This window comes from Aliirhizobium wenxiniae, from assembly GCF_019511445.1.
Lineage (GTDB): Bacteria > Pseudomonadota > Alphaproteobacteria > Rhizobiales > Rhizobiaceae > Neorhizobium > Neorhizobium wenxiniae_A.
In genome coordinates, this window is sequence record NZ_JAEUAN010000016.1 from 24,552 (window position 1) to 39,827 (window position 15,276).

Here is a 15,276-nt window from a genome sequence, read left to right on the forward strand (position 1 = left end):
ATGCGGCAAATAATTCCACAAAATGCAGCGATAAGATCGATCCAAGACCATTTTATTTCGCATATGCAAAAAATCGATGTGCAATTGCGTAATGCCAACACGGGGTTGCAGACTGAAGTATTTTCACAGCACGCCGTTTGAAAATTACCTGTAACGTTTCAGTTTTTTCTGTAATAACGGGACTGCGTCATTCATAAGCCGATGGCGGCAATCGATGCGAGCAGCAAGATGGACGAAATCAGAAAGACATCCACACGCAGCGCGGCGAGTAATGAGCGGCCGACCCTCAAGACGATCGCCTTCATGACCGGGCTCGGGATCACGACCGTCTCGCGGGCACTGAAAGATGCGCCGGATATCGGGTCGGAGACCAAGGAGCGTGTGCGGCTGGTGGCGCGCCAGCTCGGGTACCAACCGAACCGGGCGGGTGTGCGTCTGCGGACCGGCAAGACCAATGTTATCGCGCTGGTGCTGAGCATCGAGCAGGAGTTGATGGGCTTCACCAGCCAGATGGTACAGGGCATTTCGGAAGTGCTGGGAGGAACCCAATATCACCTCGTGGTGACGCCGCATTCCTTCGAGAAAGATCCGATGGTTCCGGTGCGCTACATTCTCGATACAGGCTCAGCGGACGGGGTGATCATCTCGCGCATGGAGCCGGAGGATGCGCGTGTGCGGCTGATGACGGAGCGCAACCTGCCTTTCGTGACCCACGGCCGAACCGATATGGGCATCATTCACCCGTTCCACGATTTCGACAATGAGGCCTATGTCTATCAGGCGGTGGAGAGGCTTGTTCGACGCGGACGGCGGCGCATCGCGCTGCTTGCGCCGCTCAGCCGGTTTTCCTACCAGATCCATAGCCGGATAGGTTTCGAGCGTGGTCTAACCGATTTTCAGGCCATCGAGGTTCCCATGGGGCGAATGACGACAGAGACACCGCTCGAGGAACTCCGTGCTTATGCCGAACGCCTGTCACGTTTGCCCGAACCACCGGACGGTATCATTTCGCTCAGCGGCTCTGCCTCGATTGCGCTGGTCGCCGGAACCGAGGCTGCCGGCCGCCGGTTGGGCAAAGAGATTGACATGGTCTCGAAACAATCGGCCGAGTTTCTGAACTGGATAAGGCCGGAAATGCTGACCGTGACGGAAGACGTACGCCATGCAGGCCAGGAGTTGGCCAAAGCGGTTCTGGCGCGGATCGACGGTGTCGCACCGGAATTGCTGCAGAGTATCGACGGGCCGGTATGGTCGAAGATGGGACCAAAGGACTGAAGCACGTCACGATCTTTCAGGTTCGCTCGCCATGCTTAGCTCTTTATTCTTGCGCATGCCTTTACCCCAAAACCGGTGACCACTTTCGGGAGACATGCTGTAGCTCATATCATGCAAAAAGCCCGGCACTTGGCCGGGCTTTTTCATCTAGTCTATCAAATGCCGATCAGGCGAAATCGGCGAGACCGCTGCCCCAGGGGCCGTGGTGCTTGTCGACGCCATCGAGACGGTCGAAGCCGTGCGCGCCGAAGAAGTCGCGCTGGGCCTGGATGAGATTGGCCGTGCCCCTGCCCCGACGATAGGCGTCGAAATAAGAAAGAGCAGAGGTGAGCGCCGGAGCCGGAAGGCCGTTCAGCGCTGCGTAGGAGACGATCCGGCGAAGCGCGCCGTCGGTTTCCTTGACCATCTGCGAGAAGGCCGGGGTGACGATGAGGTTCGCCACGTTCGGGTCCTTGGTGAAGGCCGAGGTGATCTCATCGAGGAACTGCGAACGGATGATGCAGCCGGCGCGCCAGATTTTTGCGATCGTCGGCATCGGCAGGTTCCAGCCGAACTCCTTCGAGGCTTCCGCCATGACGGCAAAGCCCTGCGCATAAGCGCCGATCTTGGCGGCCAGAAGCGCGAGTTCCAGATCGGCGAGGAATGCCATGCCATCCTTCGGACGATCTACCAGAGCCGGCTTGCCGAGGATTTTTTCAGCGGCCTGGCGCTCGGAGCGGAGCGAGGAGATGACGCGGCCGGCAACGGCAGCTTCGATCGCGGTCGCTGCGACACCCATGTTCTGGGCCTCGATGACCGACCACTTGCCGGTGCCCTTCTGGCCGGCCGAATCGACGATCACGTCGACCATCGGTTTGCCGGAAATCGGGTCGGTCGCCTTCAGCACCTTTTCCGAGATTTCCATGAGGTAGGAATCGAGGCGGCCTTCGTTCCAGCGGCCGAAGACTCCACCGATTTCGGCCGCACTCATGCCGAGGCCATCGCGCAGGATGCCGTAGATTTCGGCGATCATCTGCATGTCGGCATATTCGATGCCGTTATGGATCGTCTTGACGAAGTGACCGGCGCCGTTTTCGCCGAGCCAGTCGACGCAGGGCTCACCGTTGAATTTTGCCGAGATCGAGGTCAGCACCTTCTCGACGCGCTTCCAGCTTTCCTCGGTGCCACCGACCATGATGGACGGTCCGTGACGCGCACCTTCTTCACCGCCGGAAACGCCCATGCCGATGAAGGTCAGGTCGCTGCCTTCGAGGCTCTTGAAGCGGCGCATCGTGTCGCGGAAGTTGGCATTGCCGGCGTCGATCATGATGTCGCCGGAGGACAGGTAGGGCTTGAGGAGTTCCATCTGCTGATCGACCGGATCGCCGGCCTTGATCATGATGATGATCGGGCGCGGTGGGCGGATTGCCTTGATGAAATCTTCCATCGTTTCGCACGGAATGATCTGGCCCTGAAGAGCGCCTGCATCCGCGTAAAATTTCTTCGTGACTTCGACCGTACGGTTGAAGACTGCGATCTTGTTGCCTTTTTCGGCGATGTTGAGCGCAAGGTTGGCGCCCATGACGCCGAGACCGATTAGGCCGATTTCTGCCTGTTCCACGGGAGGAGCCTCCGATTTTGTTGCGCCTTCTTTTGGCATTGGTGCGCCATGGGGGCAAGGGAGCGATTGTCTAATTCGGCCACATTCTGCATTTGTCTGCCCCCATAGCCACCCCTATAATGGAGGCCCGTCAGCCGGGGCGATCCTCACCATCATCGATGATGCGCCAGGCGGCACCGTCCAGGTCCTCATACTGGCCGTTCTTCAAAGACCAGAGGAAGGCCGCAAGACCAAGGCCTCCGAGGAAAAGCGCGACCGGGATGAGATAGAGGAGCATGTTCATGCGGCGCGCATCCTCCCCTTGTCAGCCATTTCCTCAGGCCCTGCCTGTGCCGCCAGATCCTCGCTGCCGATCCGGTTCAGCCTGAGCGCATTGACGACGACGATGATCGACGAGGTGGACATGGCGACGGCTGCGATCAGCGGCGTTGCATAACCGGCAAGTGCGATCGGCACGGCGATGATGTTGTAACCGATGGCAAGCGCGAAATTCTGCCGGATGAGTTGACCGGCCCGACGCGAGATATCGATCGCCAGCGGCACGGCATTGAGGCTTTCATGCATGAAGACGAAATCGGCAGCCTTGCGGCCGATATCTGCCGCGGTAGCAGGCGCCATCGACACATGGGCTGCGGCGAGCGCCGGCGCATCGTTGATGCCGTCGCCGACCATCAGGACCTTGCGGCCTTCACCGGCAAGCGAGGCGCAATAATCGGCCTTGCCCTTGGGAGAGACTTCCGCCTTCCAGCGGGCGATACCGAGTTGAGCCGTCAGCGCCCTTACCGGTCCGGCGCGATCACCCGAGACGAGGTCTACCGGCATGCCATCGGCCTCGAGCGCGCGGATGGCCAAAGCGGCGTCCTGGCGAAGCGCATCCTCGAAACGGATGCAGGTGACTTCGTGACCGTCACGCGACAGCACGACTTCGAGATCGACGTTTTCGCTGCCGCTCACGTCACCGCAGGCGAAGCGGCGGTTGCCGAGCCGGTAGAGCCCTTCGCCACGGCGCGCCTCCAACCCGCTTCCGGGGATTTCAATGACGTCGTCAAAGAGCGGGAACGGGCCGGATGCCACAGCACAGATCGCCCGAGACAGCGGATGGCGCGAATGGGCGGCAAGACCGGCTGCGAGCGACAGGACCGGTCCCGGAATATCGCTGCCATTGACAAGGCGCGGACGGCCGAGCGTCAGGGTTCCGGTCTTGTCGAAAATGACGCTGTCCGCCTGGGCGAGCCGCTCCATGGCCGAGCCATCCTTGACCATGATGCCGTTCTTGAAAAGGCGGCCGGCGGCGACGACCTGGACGGCCGGTACGGCAAGGCCGAGTGCACAGGGGCAGGTGATGATCAGGACCGCGATGGCGATCAGCATGGCCCGCTTCCAATCTCCACCGGCAAAGCCCCAGGAGACAAAGGCGGTGATCGCCAGAAGGTGGACGGCCGGCGAATAATATTGCGCGGCGCGGTCTGCGAGACGGCGGTAACCGGCCTTGGCGCCTTCGGCCACTTCCATCAGCGAGATCACTTCGGCTAGGAAGGATTCTCTTGCCGTCGCGGTGACCTTGATGACGAGCGAGCCAGTGAGGCTGAGCGTGCCGGCATGGACTGCGGCACCGGATGCGACCGCCTGCGGCGCACTTTCGCCGTTGACGATCGAGACGTCGAGATCACTCGCGCCCCATTCGACGGTGCCATCGACGGGAATGCGTTCACCGGCAGCAATCGCAACGCGATCTCCGGGTTTCACATCCTCGACCGGGCGGTATTCGCGTGTGCCGTCAGGCAAAACGACCATGGCACCGCGTGGTGACAGGCGTGCAAGACCACTGATCGCCGCCCTCGCCCTGTCACGCATGATATGGTCGAGCGTGCGGCCAATCAGCAGAAAGAACAGAAGCGAGACGGTGGCATCGAACCAGGCGTGCTGGCCGTGATGCATGGTTTCCCACAGAGACACCGCATAGGATAGCGTGATCGCCAATGCGATCGGCACATCCATATTGGTGCGGCCGCGCTTCAGCGCGCCCCATGCGGATATGTAGAAAAAACGGCCGCCATAAATGAGCGCGGGTGCGGCGATAAAGGCCGATATCCAGTGGAACAGGTCGCGCGTGGCATCATCGGCACCGGACCAGACGGAAACCGACAGAAGCATGATGTTGGCGGCGGCGAAACCGCATAGGGCGACGGCGCGCACGAGGTCGCGCTGCAGCTTGTCACCGTCATCGAGCGAGGCATCGAAGAGATAGGCGTCATAGCCCGTTGCCGCGGTTATCGACCCGACGAAATCGGCCGGATCGACAGCAGGCGCGTCGGGCTTCTGGTGCCAGACGATAGAGACGCGTTTGGTCGAGAGATTGACGCGGGCCTTTTCCACCGAAGGCATAGCCTTCAAGGCATTTTCGATCGAGACGATGCAGGCACCGCAATGGACGCCGGGGACGCTCAGGTCCACCTGTCGCCTGCCCTCACCGAGATCGCGGCTTGCCAGCAGCATTTCTTCGGAAGACGGTGCGGATCTGACTATCTCGCCTTCCGTTCCGGGGGCGCAGCAGCTCATTTTCTTGCTCCATGAACGGAAACGCGTTCCGCATGATGCAGGATGCGTTCACCGCCACGCTCGGCAATCGCTTCGACGATCCAGTGACCCGGCAGAACCTCGCGGGAAGCATGGAAGACGCCCGGCGCTCCGGCTACCATTTCGATGCTGAAATCCTGATGCTCACCAACGGGGCGCTTGAAGTTGAGGACAAGGCGGTCGGCTTCGACCGGCTGACCATCTGCATCCAGAACTTCGTAGCTTGCGCCATCGGCGGTGACGGCAAGTCTGCCGTTGACACCGCTTGCGGCGAGCGCGCGCGCCTGCGCCACCTTGCCGTTGAACTGCTGGCTGGCGACATAGGTGTTGGGGACGACAAGGCCGCTCCATGTGGTGACGGCGTTGTAGGCCATGAAGACATTGACCGAGATGATCGTGCCGAAGAAGAGCACCATGACGCCCGCCATGTGCCAGCCCGTGAAAACGAAGCCCTTTTGCGATGCAGTGCTCATCTTTTGCCTCCTGGTACAAAGAAATTGGCCGAGTAGCTGTTGCGCTCGTGGCTGGAACGGTCTTCGGCGATGAAATGGAAGGATGCTTCGCGCTTGGCTTCATCACGCGGCAGCGTGACGTAGACCTTAAGCGCCATTGCCTTGTCCGGTGCGACCTCGATGGCGAATTCGCGGCCCGGCACGTCGGAGATGCCGATGATCTTCATCGTGGCATCGGGCACGCCATCCAGCGACAGCATGATCGTGCGCGGTTCAGGAATCATGTTGAGAAGACGGACCGTGTAGCCGTTTCGAATGGAACCGTCCGATTCCATGACGAATTGCGGATTGCGGTCATGGAGCACGTTGATCTCCAGCCGGTCGCGAGACAGAAGCGCGACGATAAGGCCGATGCCGACCGCGGTCCATACGCCCATGTAGAGCAGCGTGCGCGGCCGCAGCAGTATCTTCCAGTCGAAGTGGCGAACGCCGTCCACGAAACCGCCATCAGGCTTGCGGGTCCGGGTGGGGTCGATCGGCGCGGTACCATTGGCGGTCGCAAGCGCCATGTTTGCATCGTATTCGTCGAGCGTCGCATAAGCGATCAGGCCGCGTTCCTTGCCGATCTTGTCCATCACGCCATCGCAGGCGTCGATACAGAGCGCACAGGTGATGCAGGCCATCTGCTGGCCATCGCGAATGTCGATGCCCATGGGACAGACTGCGACGCAGGCGTTGCAATCGACGCAGTCACCGACCACCTGCCCCGCGGCTGCCGCCTTCTTGGCGTGGCGGCTGCGCGGTTCGCCGCGCCAGTCGTTATAGGTCACGACCAGCGAATGTTCGTCGAGCATGGCGCCCTGGATACGCGGCCAGGGACACATGTAGATACAGACCTGTTCGCGCATCAGCCCACCGAGCAGGTAGGTGGTGGCGGTCAGGATGGCGACGGTGGAATAGGCGACGAAGGCGGCCTGACCGGTGACGAAATCGAAGGCGAGCGAAGGCGCATCGGCGAAGTAAAAGATCCAGGCACCGCCTGTCGCGATCGCTATGGCAATCCAGATCGAGTGTTTGACCACGCGCTTGACGATCTTGTTCACCGTCCAGGGGCCGGCATCGAGTTTCATGCGGGCGTTACGATCGCCTTCGATGAAGCGTTCGACGACCAGGAACAGGTCAACCCATACTGTCTGGGGACAGGCATATCCACACCATGCGCGACCGACGGCGGAGGTCAGCAGGAACAGGCCAAAGCCTGCCATGACCAGAAGGCCGGCGACGAAGATGAATTCCTGCGGCCAGATCTCGATGAAGAAGAAATAGAAACGGCGGCTGGCGAGATCGACGAGGACGGCCTGATCCGGAGCGAAGGGACCACGATCCCAACGGATCCAGGGAGTGAGATAGTAGATGCCAAGCGTAACTAGCATCACCAGCCATTTGAACCGGCGGAATCGCCCCTCGGCGCGCTTCGGGAAGATCTTTTGGCGTTTTTCGTAAAGCGGCTGGCGTTTTTCGCCGGGCGAATGGACCGCCTTGGCATCGATCCGTTCGACAGATGCGTCACCTGCGGCGGCGCTTTCGGCGGTATAGATATTCATCGGAACATTCCTTTGTCCCATGCTTTGTCCCACCGCGCGACCTTGCATTCCTTGACGCAAGTCAAGCCACGCGGCCTTCGCAGACCGGTTAACGCCCCTACCCCCTGCAGGTTAGGGAACGGAGATGACTATGACCCCAATGCCCGCTCACATCATTCACCTGACCATCAACAGGCCTTGGCGTGAGGTCTATGACTTCGCATCCCAGCCGGAAAACATGCCCCGCTGGGCTGCTGGCCTTGCCTCGGGCCTCAAGCCCGAAGGCGAAGACTGGATTGGCGATGGCGGCCCGATCGGAAAGATCCAAGTGCGGTTTGCGCCTGAGAACGACCTCGGCGTCATCGATCACACAGTCACGCTTCAGACCGGCATCAGCGTCGAAAACGCCTTGAGGGTCATACCGAATGGCGACGGCGCGGAGATCATGTTTACCCTGCTCCGGCAACCAGGCACGGACGACAAAGCTTTCGAGACCGATGCCGCCGCGATCCATCAGGATCTCAGCACCCTGAAAAGCATTCTCGAACGACCTTGATTATCCGGCACAATCTGCCTTTCTGGCTGTCTTTCTGGAAATTCGACGGCCGGGACCCGAAGATCCCGGCCCAAGAGAGTTTCTGACCAAAGGCCTGAAACTCTACTCCCCGCCTCCCAGGGAATGGACATAGACGGCCAGCTGCTTGACCGTGACATCGCCGAGACGAGTGCCCCATGCCGGCATGACGCCGTGCTTCGGTGCTCGGATCTGGCTTACAATTTGATCTTCCCCCTGAACTTTCAGCCAGATGGCATCGGCCAGATTCGGTGCGCCCAGATCGCGAATACCCTCGGCATTCTCGCCGTGACAGGATGCGCAATTGTCCATGAAGACCTGCTTGCCAGGTTCCACCATAGACGGATCACGGGGTTTCCCCGTCAGGCTGACGACGTAGGCTGCTGCCTGGCGAATTTCATCAGGTTCGATCACGTCGGCAAAAGCAGTCATCTCGCCGATACGCGTATCCGGATCGACGGCATCACGGATGCCGTGCGCGACAGTCTGGTAGATCGCATCGATACTGCCGCCCCAAAGCCAATCGTCGTCGTTGAGGTTCGGATACCCCTCTCCACCGGCGGCACCCGAGCCGTGGCAGGGCGTGCAGTTGACGCGGAAAGCCGCGGCACCCCCTGCCATGGCAAACTGGCTCAGCTCCGGATTGGCGAGGATCTCTTCCGGCGTAGCCTGCGCGATCCGCTCAAGAATCGCCCCTTGAGCTTCCTTCGCGGCTGCCATTTCAGTCCGCAGCTCACCACGGCTCGAATACCCCAGAACGCCGCGCGTTGCGTCGTTGACCAAAGGCCATGCCGGATAAAGGACCGTGTATCCGAGGGCCCAGACGACGGTGGCATAAAACGTCCATACCCACCAGCGCGGCATGGGGTTGTTCAGTTCGCGGATGCCGTCCCACTCGTGACCGGTGGTTTCGACGCCGCTGATCTCATCGATATGTTTGTCCGCCATCTTAGTCCTCCTTCAGAGGGATCTGGGCGGCCTCGTGTGCTTGAGACTTCGAGCCCGGGCGCAGGGTGAAAAGAATGACGCCGGCAAAGAACAGGGTCATGGCGAGCAGACCCCAGCTGTCAGCGAATTGGCGGAGTGCGGTATAGGTTTCCATATCGCGCCCTCCTCAGCGGTAACCGGTGGTATCGTCATAGGTCGAGAAATCAACCAGCGTGCCGAGCATCTGCAGATAGGCGACCAACGCATCCATTTCCGTCAGAACCGCAGGATTCCCGTCGAAATCGCCGACCTTTGCCTTGGGGTAACGCTCCAACAAGGCCGCAGTATCGGCATTCGGATCAGCCTGTGCTTTCAGGTCGGCATTGGCCTCGGCAACCATCTCGTCGCTGTAAGGGACGCCGACAGCACGGTTTGCCTTCAGATCCATGGAGACATCGGTCACTTCGAGCGGTGTTCCCTTGAGGAACGAATAGCTCGGCATGACCGATTCCGGCACGACCGAACGCGGCTCGACAAGGTGCTGTACGTGCCATTCGTTGGAGTAACGATCGCCGACGCGCGCCAGATCAGGCCCGGTTCGCTTCGACCCCCACTGGAACGGATGGTCATACATCGATTCCGCCGCCAGACTGTAATGACCGTAGCGTTCCACTTCATCGCGGAACGGACGGATCATCTGGCTGTGACAGACGTAACAGCCTTCGCGGATATAGATGTTGCGACCAGCCAGTTCCAGCGGCGTGTAGGGCCGCATCCCTTCGACTTTCTCGATGGTGTTTTCGAGATAGAAGAGCGGTGCGATTTCCACGATGCCACCGACCGAAACGACAAGCAGGGAGCCGACGAGAAGGAGCGTGGCATTTCGCTCGATGAATTTATGTTTATCGAGAAGAGACATGCTGTCAGCTCCTTATTCGGCCGGCTGCAAACCGGCAGGGGCAACACCAGGGGTGCGTTCCTGCCGTTCGTGACCGAGAATTGTCATTGTGACGTTGAATGCCATGAGCAGTGCACCCGCCAGGAACATGAGGCCGCCAAGGGCGCGCATCAGGTAATAGGGGAACATGGCTGCGACCGATTCCGCGAAGGAATAGACAAGGAAGCCCTGGTCATCATATTCGCGCCACATTAGACCCTGCTGGATACCTGCGACCCACATAACGGCGGCGTAAAGTACGATGCCGAGCGTGGCGAGCCAGAAATGCCAGTTGACCAGTTGCAGGCTGTAAAGCCGCTTGCGGTTCCAGAGCTTGGGCACGAGGAAGTAGATCGCGCCGAAGGTGATCATGCCGTTCCAGCCGAGCGCGCCGGAGTGAACGTGACCGATGGTCCAATCGGTATAGTGGCTGAGCGAGTTGACGGCCTTGATGGACATCATAGGACCTTCGAAGGTCGCCATGCCGTAGAAAGCGACGGCCATGACCATCATGCGGACGATCGGATCGGTACGGATGCGGTCCCAGGCGCCCGAAAGCGTCATCAGGCCGTTGATCATGCCGCCCCAGGACGGCATCCAGAGCATGATCGAGAAGACCATGCCGAGCGTCTGCGCCCAGTCGGGCAGCGCCGTATAGTGCAGGTGATGCGGACCGGCCCAGATATACATGAAGATCAGGGCCCAGAAGTGGATGATCGACAGGCGGTAGGAATAGACCGGGCGATTAACCTGCTTCGGGATGAAGTAGTACATCATGCCGAGGAAGCCGGCGGTGAGGAAGAAACCGACCGCGTTATGGCCGTACCACCACTGCGTCAGAGCATCCTGAACGCCAGCGAAGGCCGAGTAGCTCTTGACCCCGAGGAAGGAGACCGGAACCGCCAGATTGTTGACGATATGCAGCATGGCAATCGTGACGATGAAGGCCAGATAGAACCAGTTTGCCACATAGATATGCGGCTCCTTGCGCATGAAGATCGTGCCGAGGAAGACGACGAGATAGGCGACCCAGACAATGGTCAGCCAGATATCGACATACCATTCCGGCTCAGCATATTCCTTGCCCTGGGTGATGCCGAGCAGATAGCCGGTAGCGGCCATGACGATGAAGAGCTGATAGCCCCAGAACACGAACCAACCGAGATTGCCGCCGAACAGGCGGGCCCGACAGGTACGCTGGACGACATAAAAGGATGTGGCGATCAGGGCGTTGCCGCCGAAGGCGAAGATGACTGCGGATGTGTGCAGCGGGCGCGTGCGACCGAAATTGAGCCAAGGCTCGATATTCAGGTCAGGAAAAGCCAGCTGAAGTGCAACAACGACACCGACCAGAAAGCCGACAACGCCCCAGAAGACGGTCGCGATCGTGCCATATTTGACGACTTCATCGAAATATTCAGATTTTTGCGGAACGGGGCGCGGCGCACCGGCGGGCGCGAAAGACACGCGGCGCAGCATGACAATACTGCTGATGCCGAGCGTTGCGAACAGCACCCACATGTGGGCGGCGAACAGACTATCATGCGCGTAAGCCGCGCCAAGCAGCGCCAGGAATGTCCCGATCACCAGTGCTGCAGTTTCCAAAGGGTAGTTCATTGTTGGTATCCCCCAACGGCGTGATTGGCCGTCGCGAGGGTGGCGAAACAACGATTCCGATCGAATCCCCCCTGCCACTTTCCGTCGCGACCTCCGCGACAGATGGCAGCAGCCAAAGCCAAACGCCTTGATTTGAATCAACGCAAATAAGGCGACCATGATGGAACGTCGGACGATCAACGGCCAATGCAGGTTCCGGAGGTCAGACTTGAGACACGACATCGATCTGACGAATGCAGTTCTGTCTGCGCAGCCCGTCCGACAATCCAATCAGGACATGATGATGTCTTGGATACGGCAGGCCCATGACGAGCAACTGGCCCTTTGCAGCGAGCTGGAAGAGATCGCCGACAGCCTGCCGGCAAGCGTCAATCGGCAGAAGTGCATTTACGCGGCCAAGGCGCTCTGTCCGCTGATCCGCAGCATCCATCAATACGAAGAGACCGTACTGTTTCCCCATCTTTCGCAACAACAGGCGAATTCAGGGCCGATACTCGCAACGCTTTCGCGACTGAAGTTCGAGCATTTCGAAGATGAGGGATATGCCGAGGAACTGACTGAAGCGCTTCTGCGGCTTGGTTCGGGCGAGCCGGTCAATGTCGAAGCCGTCGGCTATATGTTACGCGGCTTCTTCGAAGGGGTCAGGCGTCATATCGCCTTCGAAAAGGCGCATCTCTTGCACGACTATCTGCCGTTCAGCCCGATATCTGAATAGTGTTCAAGTTCACTCCGCCGCCCGGCGACGGCGATCTTCCTTTTCCTGCATCACGACAAGCGCCCCGATGAGGGTTCCCGAGCGGCTTATCGGCGACATGCGGCAGTGAATGACGACGGTGCGACCGTCGAGCTTGTCAGCATAGGTCAGCTTCAGGGTTTCGCCTGCAAAACAACGATCGAGACTGGGCTGCAGATCGTGACGGAAATGGTGGAGGCCGACGAACTCGGCAAAATGCCGCCCGATAAGCGTGTCACGCGGAGTGTCCATCCGCCCTGCATTGGTTTCGTTGCTGTAGAATATGCGATAGCCGGGGGCGACGACCACGACCCGCTCCGGCAGGCTGTTCAGCAGCGCATCGTCGAGATAGCCATCAGCAATGGCCTGAGAGATGTCGGCAGGCTGGCCGGTGTCTTCGGGCGCTTCCGCCCTTGAAGGCAGCGACTGATCCGCCACTAGGTAACGCTCCACCAACATCTGCAGAAGGTGGCCATTACGCCTTACGCAGCCGCCATCGTCCGCTTCCTCGTTCAGGAGATCGAGAGCGAAACGAAACTGCACGCCGATCGCTGCCTGATCGCGGCCCTGACTTCCAAGTATAGCCTTGACGAGCGGATCGATTTCCCGGTCGATCCGGGAAACGGCATCGTCGTCTTCCTGTTCAACTGCCTGGCGAAGGTCGGAATATTTCGCCCAGAACAGATCAATCAATGCTTTCAAAATCGACCCCTCTCAGAGCAACACGAGAAGCGGCGCCTTCTACCTAGAGCATTTCCGCCTTCATTCGAAACACGAAACTGCTTATCTCTTTGTTTCAGCGCAATTCCGGACGCAAACCGGTTCCCACTTTTGCTGGAATTGCTCTAGTGCGAGCCTATCCTGCATAAGAGATGATTATAATTAATCAATTCGTCTAGTGCGGCCCCAAATAATGGCCCACAACTTACCATAGGATCAGCGTTCGACCGTATCCTTAATTCTCCAGCGATCATGGTACCACAGCCATTGCTCGGGATATTCGCGAACCCAGCTTTCGACCTTGTCGTTCAACAGCTGTGCGGTTCCCTGGATATCGAGATTGCCCTTCGCATCGCGCGGCATTTCGATCTTCGGCTCGATTTCCAGCCGGTAGCGGTTGTCCGGAAGCCGGATGCAGCGGGCCGGATAAACTTCGGCATCGAATTGGCGAACCAGCTTTGCCAAGAGCGGATTGGTTTTCACCTCAAGGCCGAAGAAGGACGTGGACTGGCCCTTCTTGAATTTCTGATCCACGAGCACCCCGACGCCGCCGCCGGCTTCAAGGCGACGGGCAAGCGCGAAGGACGAGCCCGCATGCGAGGGAACGAGGCTTCCCATGCGGGCCGCGCGGAAGGAAAAAACCTTGTCGGCGATATAGGGATTGTTCGGCGGGCGGAAGAGAACCATGACTTCCAGGCCGAATGCCTTGCCGGCAACCGGCAACAGCTCGAAATTTCCGGTATGGGCGGTGAAGACGATGAAGGGCCGCGGATTGTCGCGCAGGTCGAGGAAGATCGGGATACCCGAGACTTCCACCCTGCCCGGCTTGGTGTTTTCCGGGTCGAAATCGAACAACCGATCAAGAAAGACATATTCGGCGGCCATGCGCCCCATATGTCCCCAGCTGGCGACAGCAATCTTTTCAAGCTCTTCTTGAGACTTTTCCGGAAAGGCATTGGTGAGATTGGTCATCATCAGCTTGTGACGCCACAGTTTCGGGCCGATGAAACGGGCAACACGATCGGCGAAGCGAATGGCTGGATCGGCAGGCAGGATCTTCAGCATGTTGAGCATGCCGAAAGTCATCTGCGCTACCAGCCATTGCCGGAAGCGCATGAGCGCCAGAACGATGCGGGTGATGACCATCTTCATGGGATGGCCTCAATCCATCCTCAGGACGATCTTGCCGAAGATCTGCCGGCTTTCCATACGCTCCAGCGCCCGGTCGATCTCGTCGAAGGTGACTTCCGTGTCAATGACCGGATGGACAATACCCTGCGCCATCTTCTGCATGGCATCGGCCATGTTTTCCATACGGCAGCCGAAGGAGCCGAGCAGCTTCAACTGCTGCTGGAAGAGCATCATCAGGTTTACGTCGGTGGAAACGCCCGAGGTGGAGCCGCAGGTGACGAGGCGGCCGCCACGCTTCAGGCAGAACATAGAGGCGGCGAACGTATCCTTGCCGACATGTTCGAAGACGACTTCGACGCCCTTCTTCTTGGTCAGCTTGCGCACGACGCCTTCAAAACGGTCGGTGCGGTAGTTGATGACATGATCGGCGCCGAGCGCCTTCGCCTTTTCGATCTTGTCGTCCGAGCCGACCGTGGTGATGACGGTGCAGCCGATCTTCTTGGCGAGCTGGATGGCGGCCGAGCCGATGCCGGAACCGCCGGCATGGACGAGGATCGTTTCACCCGGCTGAAGCTTGGCGTTGTCGAACAGCATGTGCTCGACCGTGCCAAAAGTGACCGGAGCAAGCGCTGCTGCCACCGCATCAACACCCGGAGGAGCTGGCACCAGCTGGCGAGCCGGAATGTTCGCCTTTTCCTGCGCAAAGCCGTCGAGGTGGAAACCGTGGACGCCCGAGACGTGTTCGCAGAGGTTATCGCGCTTTTCGCGGCAGGGTTTGCAGAGGCCGCAGGTGCGCGCGCCGTAGATCGAGACGAGCTGGCCGGGGAGAACGTTGGAGACGCCAGGGCCGATCGCCTCGACGACGCCGGAGGCTTCCGCACCGATCGTCAGCGGCATCTTGCGCTTGGCAAACGCCATGCCGCGCCAGCCCCAGACGTCGATATGGTTCAAGGCTACCGCCTTGACGCGCAGCGTCACTTCACCGGGACCGGGCGCTTCCGGCTCGGGAATGTCGACGGCTTCGAGCTTGCGGTCATCGATCAGTTGCAGCGCGCGCATGTTTTTCGTTTCCTTCCGGATGCGTGAGGCAGATGGGGCGTCCAAATACGCATCATGCCCGGGCATATCCCGGGCATCTGCCAACACTCAT

Annotated in this window: 16 protein-coding genes; 3 read left to right on the forward strand and 13 right to left on the reverse strand. The window is 59.6% G+C overall.

What is annotated here, in order from left to right; genetic code table 11:
- Positions 1–228: 228 nt before the first annotated feature.
- A complete protein-coding gene (locus JNB91_RS19075) occupies positions 229–1,275 on the forward strand; it encodes a LacI family transcriptional regulator (RefSeq protein ID WP_220327197.1) in 1,047 nt (348 codons plus the stop codon).
- Positions 1,276–1,281: 6 nt separating this feature from the next.
- Here JNB91_RS19075 and JNB91_RS19080 read toward each other — a convergent pair whose 3' ends face one another.
- The 6 genes from JNB91_RS19080 to ccoG form a co-directional block, all read right to left on the reverse strand.
- The gene (locus JNB91_RS19080; RefSeq protein ID WP_220327076.1) at positions 1,282–1,422 is read right to left on the reverse strand and encodes a hypothetical protein; all 141 of its coding nucleotides are present in this window, start codon (positions 1,420–1,422) and stop codon (positions 1,282–1,284) included.
- A 19-nt stretch (positions 1,423–1,441) separates the two neighbouring features.
- Complete coding sequence (gene gndA, locus JNB91_RS19085) at positions 1,442–2,914, reverse strand: NADP-dependent phosphogluconate dehydrogenase (RefSeq protein ID WP_222857568.1); 1,473 nt, start codon at positions 2,912–2,914, stop codon at positions 1,442–1,444.
- 91 nt (positions 2,915–3,005) lie between these two features.
- The gene (gene ccoS, locus JNB91_RS19090; RefSeq protein WP_220327078.1) at positions 3,006–3,158 is read right to left on the reverse strand and encodes a cbb3-type cytochrome oxidase assembly protein CcoS; all 153 of its coding nucleotides are present in this window, start codon (positions 3,156–3,158) and stop codon (positions 3,006–3,008) included.
- On the reverse strand, positions 3,155–5,434 hold the full coding sequence (locus JNB91_RS19095; protein ID WP_220327079.1) for a cation-translocating P-type ATPase: 2,280 nt from the start codon (positions 5,432–5,434) through the stop codon (positions 3,155–3,157). Before JNB91_RS19095 ends, ccoS begins: the two co-directional genes overlap by 4 nt.
- Positions 5,431–5,925 carry a FixH family protein gene (locus JNB91_RS19100; RefSeq protein ID WP_220327080.1) on the reverse strand — a complete coding sequence of 165 codons (495 nt, stop codon included), beginning with the start codon at positions 5,923–5,925 and terminating at the stop codon, positions 5,431–5,433. The genes JNB91_RS19095 and JNB91_RS19100 overlap by 4 nt, the downstream gene beginning before the upstream one ends.
- Positions 5,922–7,508 (reverse strand): cytochrome c oxidase accessory protein CcoG, encoded by a 1,587-nt coding sequence (ccoG, locus tag JNB91_RS19105; RefSeq protein ID WP_220327081.1) that lies wholly within the window; start codon positions 7,506–7,508, stop codon positions 5,922–5,924. Before ccoG ends, JNB91_RS19100 begins: the two co-directional genes overlap by 4 nt.
- A 130-nt stretch (positions 7,509–7,638) precedes the next feature.
- Here ccoG and JNB91_RS19110 point away from each other — a divergent pair, with 130 nt between their 5' ends.
- On the forward strand, positions 7,639–8,043 hold the full coding sequence (locus tag JNB91_RS19110; RefSeq protein ID WP_220327082.1) for an SRPBCC family protein: 405 nt from the start codon (positions 7,639–7,641) through the stop codon (positions 8,041–8,043).
- 102 nt (positions 8,044–8,145) lie between these two features.
- Here the strand turns inward: JNB91_RS19110 and ccoP are convergent, their stop codons facing one another.
- The 4 genes from ccoP to ccoN are packed head-to-tail and all read right to left on the reverse strand — an operon-like array spanning position 8,146 to position 11,542.
- Positions 8,146–9,009 (reverse strand): cytochrome-c oxidase, cbb3-type subunit III, encoded by an 864-nt coding sequence (gene ccoP, locus JNB91_RS19115; protein ID WP_220327083.1) that lies wholly within the window; start codon positions 9,007–9,009, stop codon positions 8,146–8,148.
- A 1-nt stretch (position 9,010) separates the two neighbouring features.
- Positions 9,011–9,163 (reverse strand): cbb3-type cytochrome c oxidase subunit 3, encoded by a 153-nt coding sequence (locus tag JNB91_RS19120; RefSeq protein WP_220327084.1) that lies wholly within the window; start codon positions 9,161–9,163, stop codon positions 9,011–9,013.
- A gap of 12 nt (positions 9,164–9,175) precedes the next feature.
- Positions 9,176–9,907, reverse strand: a complete 732-nt coding sequence (gene ccoO / locus JNB91_RS19125; RefSeq protein ID WP_220327085.1) for a cytochrome-c oxidase, cbb3-type subunit II — start codon at positions 9,905–9,907, stop codon at positions 9,176–9,178.
- Positions 9,908–9,919: 12 nt separating this feature from the next.
- On the reverse strand, positions 9,920–11,542 hold the full coding sequence (ccoN, locus tag JNB91_RS19130) for a cytochrome-c oxidase, cbb3-type subunit I (protein WP_220327086.1): 1,623 nt from the start codon (positions 11,540–11,542) through the stop codon (positions 9,920–9,922).
- A gap of 283 nt (positions 11,543–11,825) precedes the next feature.
- On the opposite strand from ccoN, the gene JNB91_RS19135 reads away from it, so the two are divergent.
- On the forward strand, positions 11,826–12,257 hold the full coding sequence (locus JNB91_RS19135; RefSeq protein ID WP_223218278.1) for a hemerythrin domain-containing protein: 432 nt from the start codon (positions 11,826–11,828) through the stop codon (positions 12,255–12,257).
- A gap of 9 nt (positions 12,258–12,266) precedes the next feature.
- Here JNB91_RS19135 and JNB91_RS19140 read toward each other — a convergent pair whose 3' ends face one another.
- The 3 genes from JNB91_RS19140 to JNB91_RS19150 all read right to left on the reverse strand — a co-directional run bounded on the left by JNB91_RS19140 (position 12,267) and on the right by JNB91_RS19150 (position 15,185).
- A complete protein-coding gene (locus JNB91_RS19140) occupies positions 12,267–12,977 on the reverse strand; it encodes a PAS domain-containing protein (RefSeq protein WP_220327087.1) in 711 nt (236 codons plus the stop codon).
- A 234-nt stretch (positions 12,978–13,211) separates the two neighbouring features.
- Positions 13,212–14,147: a lipid A biosynthesis lauroyl acyltransferase gene (locus tag JNB91_RS19145; protein WP_220327088.1), complete on the reverse strand. Its 936-nt coding sequence runs from the start codon at positions 14,145–14,147 to the stop codon at positions 13,212–13,214.
- Positions 14,148–14,156: 9 nt separating this feature from the next.
- Positions 14,157–15,185 (reverse strand): zinc-binding dehydrogenase, encoded by a 1,029-nt coding sequence (locus JNB91_RS19150; RefSeq protein ID WP_220327089.1) that lies wholly within the window; start codon positions 15,183–15,185, stop codon positions 14,157–14,159.
- Positions 15,186–15,276 lie beyond the last annotated feature (91 nt).